Origin of the sequence: Candidatus Planktophila sp. (assembly GCA_030681675.1) — a bacterium.
Taxonomy (GTDB): Bacteria; Actinomycetota; Actinomycetes; order Nanopelagicales; family Nanopelagicaceae; genus Planktophila.
On the sequence record JAUXRP010000019.1, the window covers coordinates 1 to 10,048 of the forward strand.

Genomic DNA, 10,048 nt, shown 5'->3' on the forward strand with positions numbered 1-10,048 from the left:
GCCCAGACCTGAGCTATTTCAATTATCTCGCCGCCAGATTTATCCTTCGTGCTTCTCCAAATAATGCGCCAGCTTCGATCGCCGACCGTGAGTTTGCGCCACCCTATTAGATCGCCAAGCAAAGGCTCACCAGCCCCGATATTAAGTTCCAAAATCAACATTTTGGTAATGATCTTCCGCATAACTGAAGGATCAAGGTGAAATAACTTATTCAAGTCATCAATGGCGGGATCTATAAGCCGAATGTAAGCCACGGCTCTAACGTCTTTCTATGGAGTAGATAATTTTTGAGATGCTGCGAACTCAGCAGCTGTCTCTGCGCGAAGTTCCGCCGGATCAAGACCAAAATGTTTGATAACCGCATCGATGTCGGTACGGTTGCCGTTATCAGTAGCAATACGGCTTAGGACTAACGCTGTACTTTGGAGATCGCGCTCAAGCTCTTCAAGTTTTGTGATGCGCTCAATCCCAACGATAACCGCTTGTGGCTTGCCGTATCGCTCAATGACAAAATCTGTACCAGCATTAGCACTGCGCACAACGGAGGGTAAACCACGTTCGGCGGCCTCTGTGACAGAGAATGTCTGCGCGTGAGGAAGTAGAGTAAACATGTCTAATACTGTACAGGATTCTGTATAGATTGCAAAGTGGTCAAACACGCACTCGCAGCACGCTCACCCGAGCGCAGACAAGTGGCGATTCCGAGCCCGTCATACGAGGCTCCGGCGAGCAGAACTCCCGGATAATTTTCGAGTTCCTTACGAGCCTTTGCTACAAGTTCAAGGTGACCGATTTCAAGTTGTGGCATCGCATCCGGCCAGCGCTGCACAAAATACTCAATAGGTTCTGCGTTAATACCTGTCGCATCTACCAAGTCGTTGTGCAATCTTGCAACCAGTTCAGAATCCTCCAACTTTTCAATCTCGCGTTCATCTACGCGACCACTGGATAAGCGCATAAGAAAGAATTGTGGATCGGCGAAATGTGACCACTTTGTCGTAAGAAATGTTGCAGCTTTAAGAATCCGTCCACTGGTAGATGGAACTAAAAGACCCGTAGCCTTTAGCGCCCGAACTTCTGTTACTGCCGCTAGCGGATATGCAACGAGGACGGTTGCTACAGAGGCATATCGAATTTTTTCTAAAATATGTGCGGCGCTCAGTGACAAGGAGCGTAGTAAATGTGCTGCCACTCTGGTAGGAACGGCAAGCACAACTGCATCAACTTCAATAATTTTTCCATTTATTTCCGCAATCTGGTAACGGCCATTTATTTGTTTTGTTACTGACTCAACTGATGTTGATGTCCGCACTTCAACATCTGCATCAATTAAAATTTGATTAACAAGTGTGGAAAGTCCACCGGGCCAAGTAGCAAATGAAAGCGGGGGTCCGCTTTTCTGGCCACGTCGACTCATCATTACTGAACTACCTGTATCGGCTATCGTTGCTAACTCGGGGGTAATAGCGCGCAGACTTAATTTATGCACGTTGCCGGCATGCAGACTTCCAAGAATAGGATCGACAAAACGTTCCACAACTTGGCGCCCAAAACGTTGGCTTACATACACACCTACCCCGATATCGCCAACAAGAGCGCGCCGCGGTATCAAAGGCTCAAGCCCGGCTCTGATTAATCCCCGCATGGACATTACGCCAGAAGTAAGGACCGGGCGCAGTCTGCGTGGACCTGATGGACCAACGCCTGTGGGAAGGCGGCGCAATCCGCGTCGCGTCCAGAGCCAAGAGCTACCTTGATTGGAACTAATGAGTTTCTCACTTAATCCCAACTCACTTATAAGCTCCTTCATCCCCGGAGCCGAAATATGAACTGCCTCTGCTCCCAAGTCGATGTGATGTCCTGCAAAAAACTTTGTTCGTATCGCACCGCCAAGTGATGGCTCAGCTTCAAAGAGTGTAACATTGACACCTTGATGACTTAGTCGTCGGGCGCATATTAATCCGCTGACGCCACCACCTATCACTGCAACCGATGGGCGTTCTTGAGATTGTGCATTTGATTGGTGAATTATCAATTCGCCTCCAACTTGGCCCAAAATTTGAGATTCAAACTACTATCGAAGAGTCTTTCATATTCAATCAAAGATAGGTAATCCGATTGAGAATGCCCTCACCACCTATTGGCTGGCATAATGCCCTAATGACACAGAACAGTGGAAAAACCTTAGCTAAAGAGATTAATGAGACGATCCGATTCACATCGTGGACAGTATTTCGTCGCACTGAGCTAACAGACCAGCCAGAGAACTGCATTAATGAACTACTTAAAATCCTTGCCGAAGCAGAAATTGACGATGTCCAACTGCGCGGCATTTACGATGTCTCTGGAATGCGCGCCAACGCAGATCTTATGTTCTGGTTTCATGCTCCGCGCGCCGAACAGATACAAGAAGTCTTGCGTGAAATAAGGCGTTCTACTCTTGGCAAATCCCTTGAGGTTGTGTGGGCCGCGATGGCACTGCATCGCCCAGCCGAATTCAATAAGGGCCACGTCCCTGCTTTTATGACTGGAGCTGGCGCTAAAGATTGGCTCTGTGTGTATCCCTTTGTTCGATCATATGAATGGTATTTGCTGCCCGATGAAGAACGCCGAGCGCTTTTGGTTGAACATGGAATGGCCGGTCGTGATTTCACTGGAGTTCTAAGTAACACAGTTGCCTCCTTTGCACTTGGAGACTATGAGTGGGTTTTAGCTCTTGAATCAAATGAGCTTCAAGAGATTGTCGACCTCATGCGTGATTTACGTTCAACAAAAGCCCGGTTGCATGTTAGGGAAGAGATACCTTTCTACACTGGACGCAAAATTGAACCGGCTGAAATTGGAGATTTAATTTCGTGAATTACGACGCAATCCTTCTCACAACATTCGGTGGACCAGAATCTCCAGCGGAGGTTATGCCTTTTTTAGAGCGAGTAACTGCAGGACGGGGAATTCCCAGAGAGCGATTAGAGGAAGTAGCACATCACTATTTAGCCTTGGGCGGAGTGAGCCCAATAAATGAACAAAACCGTAGTCTTTTAGAGTCTCTGCGGGCGGAATTTACTAAACGCGGAATCGAAACTCCTATCTATTGGGGAAATCGAAATTCGCATCCCTTCATAACCGAAGCCCTTGAGCAAATGAAGGCCGATGGCCACCGCAGAGTTCTCTCCTTCGTAAGCAGTGCTTACTCTTCCTACTCGGGCTGCCGCCAGTACCGCGAGAACTTGGCACAAGCGCTCATCGAAACTGAGCTGCAGGGGATTTTAACAATTGACAAAGTTCGCCAATATTTTGATCACCCAGGATTTATCACACCGTTTGCGAGAGGGTTGACCGAAGTTCTGGAAACGCTAAAAAATGATGGAACCACAACAACTGATACTCACATTTTCTTTACAACTCACTCCATTCCTATCTCCATGGCAGAAACATCTGGACCTGCAAATCTACGGGATGCACCCAACAACTCTGCTTATGTGGCGCAACACAATGCCGCCATCACGTCCATTCTCGCATCGGTGGCTACTCAATTTGCGGGCGAAGTACCGCAATGGTCCTTGGTCTATCAATCTCGAAGTGGTGCCCCACATACTCCGTGGCTGGAGCCCGACATTGGAGATGCCTTACGCGAGGTAGCTAAGTCCGGAACTTCAACGGCCATTGTTGTTCCGATTGGATTCATAAGCGATCATGTTGAAGTCATCTGGGACTTAGACCATGAAGCAAAGGCGATAGCCGACGAGTTGGGGATTCGATTCTTTAGGGTAGCCACTCCGGGAAGCTCTATGGAATTTGTAGCAGGGATCGTCGATTTAATTCAAGAGCGACAAACTCAGAATGAAGGACAAGAACTCTCATCGATTGGGGCTCGGATCAATTACTGCAGCGCAGAGTGTTGTCCAAATCCTCGTAAAGAACTTCCAACTGTGGCGCAAGCAACTAACTAATTCATAATGGCTTTGGACGACGCCCGCTATTTTTTGCAGTTCTAGTGCTCTTTCTTCTTGGATCGGTTATTTCTGCCGCGTGAAAGAGCGCGTCACATACTTATTTTTGTGGCGGTTTTCGGTTCGTCGAGTTTGCTTGGTCCGATAGTGGGAGGAGTAATTGCGACACAGAGCTCGATTCTTGGAATCGCTGGTTGGCCTCAGTTGGACTTTGCGTTTTCTCATTTGGATTCTTGATTATGTATCTAAGCCACTCGCGAAGGCTTTGTGATTGCAGCAAATAACGTCTACCTGGTGAGCGCAATTGCCTTACTAACTGTCGCTCTGTTAACTCGTTGGATTGCCAATGAGAGGCTCGAGTGATTCGCTGACATAGGTAGATTTAACCAGTATGAAAGAGATTAAGCGCTTCCAAATTCGCGGAGTCACGGGTGATATAAAGCGAGTGGATTTCGATGGTCGAATCGTTGATTACTGGCTGCCTAAAGCACCTGCAACCCACCTATTAATTGCTCATGATGGACAGAATGTTTTTGACGGTCACACTTCTACACATCGTGGTCAAACATGGCAGATGACGCAAGCGGCAATTCGCGTGAGTGAAACTCTCGGAATTACTCCCCCAGCCATTATCGGTATTTGGCATAGCGAGTCGAAGGAGAATCCCTGGGGTCGAGGTAAAGATTTAGTGCCGGAAAAATTCTTTCGTGATGGGTTAGCAGTTCATAAAGATTTTGCGAAAATCTTTGATCCTTCGGTTCTTCATGGCGATACATACTTAAGAAAGATTTTTGATGAGTATGCTCCAGCCATTGCCCCTGGAGTAAATCCCGAACAAACCGCGATGATTGGTTCGAGCATGGGCGCACTGGCAACTCTTTATGCACTCACCCAATTCCCAAATCGCTTCGCAACTGCTCTTGCACTTTCTCCGCACTGGCCGTTTGGCGCCAATCCACTCGTTGAAAAAACTATTCAATCCCTTCCAAAACCAGGGCCTTATAAAGTATGGATGAGTCACGGTACTAAGGGATTAGATGCCGAGTACGCACCGTTTCAGCTTTTCGCCGATCGCTTAATGTACGAACTCGGATATCAGCACCATAATTACGTAAGCAAGGTGTACAAACGAAGTGGGCACAATGAAAGATCGTGGGCTAAGTACTTAGATCAACCATTGCGTTTTTGGCTTGACTCAACAACCCAGATGCATTGAACCGCATCCGTAGAGTTGATTAGTGCCGTTGCACCTGTTGCCTCTTGCCCAAAGAGCCTCTCTTTAAATACATACCCATACGGGACTAGATTCAGAGTTGTTTTGACGCCCTTACGAGAAATAAATACCAGTAGCGACTCTTTTGTAGATTCGCGAAGATAAGCAACGTAATCCGCCTCAACTGCCAGCCAGCGTAATCCCCCATTGATGAGAGAATCTCGGCTTCTACGGAGTTCAACTAGCTTCTTAATCTCTTCAAAAAACTCGAGGTCCCACTGTGAAGTATCATCCCAATTAATAGTTCTACGAGAGTCTTCTCCCCAAGCCCCTTCAAGACCAATTTCATCCCCTGCAAAAATCGAAGGGGTTCCGGGATAAGTAAGCATCATTGCCATCGCCGAAAGATGCGAGGCTCTATCTCCGAGAACGACAGTGCGCATACGAGCTGTATCGTGAGAATCAAGTAAGACCATACTTGCAACGAGGGATCTCCAAGGAATCGCAGCGTTAAATGCACTCATGCTTTCGACCAACTGATGTCCATTAATCTTTGGCATGGAAAATGGAAGTCCTTGAAAACCGCCACCAATTGTTGCGTTCTTATTGAGCCAGTTCCAGACTGGACGCATAAAGCCTTGATAATTCATCGCGCCATGCCAGCCTAAGCCATTGAGATCACTTGCAACAAAGTCACCGTTCTCTGCAACTAGCCAGGCATCGGGCTTCACCTCATCCATCGCTTTGCGTATTCCATGCATAACTTCATCGTGCATATCATCGGCACCTAGCCTGCCCGTCATGTTGCCTACATCTATTCGCCAGCCAGCCATTCCAAATTTTGGAGAGAGCCACTTCTTTACGATTGAATTCTTACCTGAATACATGGCCCTACGAAGCGCCTGCGAGTGGAAGTTCAATTTAGGTAACGAAGCTAGATCCCACCAGCCGACGTAGCCATGGTCGACCGACTTATCCCAATAAAAGTAACCGCGCTCCTTTGACTTCTTGTCTTTAAGCGCTTTGGCTAACCAAGGGTGACCTGCACCGCAATGATTAGATGTTAAATCACCTAATAATCGAATCTTTCGCTTTCTGGCGGCAGCGACCAGAGAAAACATTGCTTTGTTGCCACCTAACAAAGGATCTACTTTATCAAAACTACTTGCGTCATAGCGATGATTAGAGCGTGCTGGGAAAAATGGCGTAAAGTAAATTCCATTGACACCTAATTCGCTCACGTGATCTAAGTGTTGTTCTACACCCTTTAAATCTCCTCCATACAATTCGCGACCGGTGTATTTACTTCGACCGCGAGGCAACTCGTTCCAATCCCTGGGGAATGCCCAGTCAGGAATATCTCGCTTATCCTCAGATTTTGCAAAACGATCAGGGAATATCTGATAGAAAACCGATGATTTTATCCACTGCGGATATGCAGGTACTGCGACAATCTGAAAATCATTATTCGAGTGAACATCGTGGTCAAATAACCCGGCAGCATTTAACCAGTCATACTTACCTTCGGCGACAAAAACAAAGCGATAAAGCGTGGACAAATTCTCAATCGCCACTTTTACAGACCACCACGTTTCAACATCACTTTTTTTGCCTGGCTTTAATTCAAAACTTCGTGGCTCACCGTCATGATACAAGCGGATAAATGCCTTTTCAAAGGTGTAAGTGTGTGGAACGCGTATTCGAAGAGTTACTGTTTCGCCAATCGTAGGGGCGGCATTACTGACATACAGTTGACTTCCATCATGGTGCGGTAATGCTGACCGTGGCATGAGGTAACTCATATACAACCCCTTTCGAATTAGTAACACTTGCTCGAATTTCTAAATCCTCACTTGGAAAATCTAGAGGATCTATAAAAATACTATAAGGAGCGTTTAAGTCCGTACCGAGCAAAACCCAAGAAGGGTGAACTGAACTTCGTGCATAAAAGCTCACCTTCAATAGATCTCGGCTTGCCATTGTTGCTTTAGTTTCATAGTAGCCGGACAGGTAGTCCAACTTTGATGAAATCTTTCCAATTTTAACTTGGATTTTGTCTATCTTCTTATTGGCCCTTAAAACAACTGTAGAAAGCGCAGGTACAGTAAAGGTAATTTTTTCCTTAGCTGCAACCGCTTTGGAAGTTCCCAAAATAGTTTTCCACCCACCCGTCGACGTTGCAGTATAAACGCTCGCTTTGATAGCTTTAGTTGAATTATTAAAGGCCACGATGTATTCGCGGTTTTCCTTCCCATTTTTCTTGGAAACCACAAATAGGGAATCCTTTGCAACTCTTACCTGCATCTGGGCATTTGCAAGAGCGGGATTTTTCGCACGTAGACTCGCTAAGGTTTTGAGGTATTTGGCAATGGGATGGGTATCAGTAATTGAAAATGAGTTACCTGAAGCGATTGGATTTGAACCTATACGCGGCTCGGTTTTCCACATCGTTACTTTAGTTGAGAACATATCTTGACGTGCAAGTTGATCAGTACCGTTACCCGAACCAGACATTCCAACTTCATCTCCATAATAAACCGTTGGAATTCCACGAGTTAAATACATCAATGCATGCGCCAGAAGAGTCCGTGGGAGAAGCTCGCTTGGACTATTTATACGGGCCGACTCGATAAGTTTTCCTGCTCTACCCATATCGTGGTTACCCAGAAAAGTGACGAGGTTACTGGCATCAGAGGTTGCACTAGTATATAAATCATCATATTCAAATAGACCTTCAACAACACTGGCATCTGAGTATCCCGATGCAAACTCAGTTGCTGTTCGTTGAAATGGAAAATCTAGGACCGTTTGAATCTTATTTCGGCGCACAAAGTTCATTAAATTTATTGGATTTACATCATAAACTTCGCCGAAGACTGTAAAATCATTTATTCCAACGCTCTTGGCTTCGGTATTAATGAGAGGGCTCCAGTTTTTAAAGAACTGCTCATCTACGTGACGCGCAGTATCTACGCGAAAACCTGATAGCCCAAAATCCTTAATCCATTGCCCATAAACCTCGGCCCAACCCTTATAAACAACCTCTTTTTCGGTAGCGATATCATCTAAACCAAAGAAATCTCCAAATTGAATACACGGTCCTTCACTCCAGCAATTACCCATCACGCCCACATTGTGATAATTACTTAAGTCGTTGAGCCAGCTCGGATTTTTAAGATTTATCGAATCTTCTGGAATGTAGGCGGTGCGATCGTTGTACTTAATTACGTCGGCGGTGTGGTTAGTTACGATATCGAGAATTACTTTTAAGTTGAGAGTCTTTGCACATGCGACAAATGCCAAAAGATCGGCCCTAGTTCCTAAATGCGGATCAACATTGAGAAAATCAACACCCCAATATCCATGATATCCAGCGCTATACGGCGTTGCCTTTGCTTGCACGACTAGCGGGGTGAGCCAAACGGCCGTAAAACCCAATTTTTTTATTCTGGCCAATCCATTATCACCTGACGTGCATGTCCCGGTTAATCCCTTTAAATCTCCGCCGTGAAAGAATGCTGTGTCTTTGGGGTTAAAGCCCGGTGCGTAGTTATTGCTTGGATCGCCGTCGAGATATCGATCGGGGAAGACGAAGTAGATAAGATCTTTAGTCAATCCAACTTTCGGTGTCTCTATGGTTGGATCTGCGGCAAAAGAAGTTGTGCTGATCAGCAAAAGCAGAGAAATTGTGGCAACGACAAAGCCTTTATTCTTCAATGCTATCCCTTGACCGAACCTGCAGTGAGACCACTAACTATATATTTTTGAAGGGATAAGAAGATGATAACAATCGGAATCGATGCCAGAATTGAACCTGCGGCAAATGGTCCCCAGTTTTGTGAATACTGTCCCCCAATGAACTGTTGTAGTCCAACTGCAATAGTTCGATTTTCCATATCTACTAAGAATAACCTTGCTAAAATAAACTCATTAAAGGTTCCAATGAAGCTTAAAAGGGCTACAACTGCAAGAACTGGCGCAGCAAGTGGAACAAAAATTAACCAAAATGTCTGCACAGCCGATGCTCCATCAATTTTTGCCGCCTCATCCAGCTCAGCTGGAATTGAATCAACAAAACCTTTGAGCAACCAGATATTTACACCCATTGCACCACCTAAATACACCAAAAGCAGGCCTGGCTGAGTTCCTAGACCAATTGCTGGAGCAAACTTATAGACGCGTTCCATAATGACATATACGGCTGAGATGGCAAGAATTGCTGGAAACATCTGGACAAGTAGTAATAATTGAATTCCCGTTTTGCGACCCTTAAAAGCTAATCGGCTAAAAGCAAATGCTGAGGCCGAGCCGATGATCACTGATAACACCGCCACTGATCCGGCAATCACTAACGAGTTCTTTGCCCATGTTAAATATGGAATGGCGGGATTATTAAAGAGGAGTTGATAATTCTTAAATGAGATTTCTTTGGGAACAAATGAAGTCAGCTGTAAACTTCCTGATGAGGCAAATGAAGAAATGACAACTAAATAAAGTGGAAAGAGTGCAAATAAGCTAATCGAAATTCCAATGAGATGACGCCATGAATCCTGCTGTAACCATTTTTTCATGAGAAGCTCTCCAAAACTTTAGACTTTCGTAGACCATAAAGCGAAATCGAAGCGACTAGGATAAAGATGATTAACGAGATTGCACTTGCCAATCCAAGATCTTGAGTACTTGACCCAAAGGCAATCTTGTACGTGTAGCTGATCAAAATATCTGTAGCACCGGCAATTTCACCATCAAGTTCGTTGCGTGGTCCACCACCAGTAAGTAGGAAAATCAAATTGAAGTTGTTGAAATTGAATGCAAAAGAGGCAATTAATAGCGGAGAGAGAATTTGCAAAAGCAGTGGCAATGTGATTTTACGGAAAATCTGACG

10 protein-coding genes are annotated in these 10,048 nt (G+C 45.5%); 3 read left to right on the plus strand and 7 right to left on the minus strand.

Going from position 1 to position 10,048, the window contains the following annotated elements:
* The 3 genes from Q8K48_06010 to hemG form a co-directional block, all read right to left on the minus strand.
* The coding region (locus Q8K48_06010; GenBank protein ID MDP1851955.1) for a hypothetical protein at window positions 1-182 on the minus strand (182 nt) is incomplete at its 3' end.
* A gap of 87 nt (window positions 183-269) precedes the next feature.
* Window positions 270-611 (minus strand): hypothetical protein, encoded by a 342-nt coding sequence (locus Q8K48_06015; protein ID MDP1851956.1) that lies wholly within the window; start codon window positions 609-611, stop codon window positions 270-272.
* Between the two features lie 2 nt (window positions 612-613).
* The gene (gene hemG, locus Q8K48_06020; protein MDP1851957.1) at window positions 614-2,056 is read right to left on the minus strand and encodes a protoporphyrinogen oxidase; all 1,443 of its coding nucleotides are present in this window, start codon (window positions 2,054-2,056) and stop codon (window positions 614-616) included.
* Between the two features lie 104 nt (window positions 2,057-2,160).
* On the opposite strand from hemG, the gene Q8K48_06025 reads away from it, so the two are divergent.
* The 3 genes from Q8K48_06025 to Q8K48_06035 all read left to right on the plus strand — a co-directional run bounded on the left by Q8K48_06025 (window position 2,161) and on the right by Q8K48_06035 (window position 5,166).
* The gene (locus tag Q8K48_06025; protein MDP1851958.1) at window positions 2,161-2,859 is read left to right on the plus strand and encodes a chlorite dismutase family protein; all 699 of its coding nucleotides are present in this window, start codon (window positions 2,161-2,163) and stop codon (window positions 2,857-2,859) included.
* Entirely contained in the window at window positions 2,856-3,950 is a 1,095-nt protein-coding gene (locus Q8K48_06030) for a ferrochelatase (protein ID MDP1851959.1), read from the plus strand. Before Q8K48_06025 ends, Q8K48_06030 begins: the two co-directional genes overlap by 4 nt.
* Before the next feature lie 391 nt (window positions 3,951-4,341).
* A complete protein-coding gene (locus tag Q8K48_06035) occupies window positions 4,342-5,166 on the plus strand; it encodes an alpha/beta hydrolase-fold protein (GenBank protein ID MDP1851960.1) in 825 nt (274 codons plus the stop codon).
* On the opposite strand, the gene Q8K48_06040 is transcribed toward Q8K48_06035, so the two are convergent.
* From Q8K48_06040 to Q8K48_06055, 4 genes are all read right to left on the minus strand, one after another.
* Window positions 5,121-6,965: a glycoside hydrolase family 13 protein gene (locus Q8K48_06040; protein ID MDP1851961.1), complete on the minus strand. Its 1,845-nt coding sequence runs from the start codon at window positions 6,963-6,965 to the stop codon at window positions 5,121-5,123. The two genes, Q8K48_06035 and Q8K48_06040, sit on opposite strands and share 46 nt — an antisense overlap.
* The gene (locus Q8K48_06045) at window positions 6,925-8,880 is read right to left on the minus strand and encodes an alpha-amylase family glycosyl hydrolase (protein MDP1851962.1); all 1,956 of its coding nucleotides are present in this window, start codon (window positions 8,878-8,880) and stop codon (window positions 6,925-6,927) included. Before Q8K48_06045 ends, Q8K48_06040 begins: the two co-directional genes overlap by 41 nt.
* 2 nt (window positions 8,881-8,882) lie before the next feature.
* A complete protein-coding gene (locus Q8K48_06050; protein MDP1851963.1) occupies window positions 8,883-9,734 on the minus strand; it encodes a sugar ABC transporter permease in 852 nt (283 codons plus the stop codon).
* Window positions 9,731-10,048 (minus strand): ABC transporter permease subunit (locus Q8K48_06055; GenBank protein ID MDP1851964.1); only part of this gene is annotated, 318 nt, incomplete at its 5' end. The genes Q8K48_06050 and Q8K48_06055, both read right to left, overlap by 4 nt.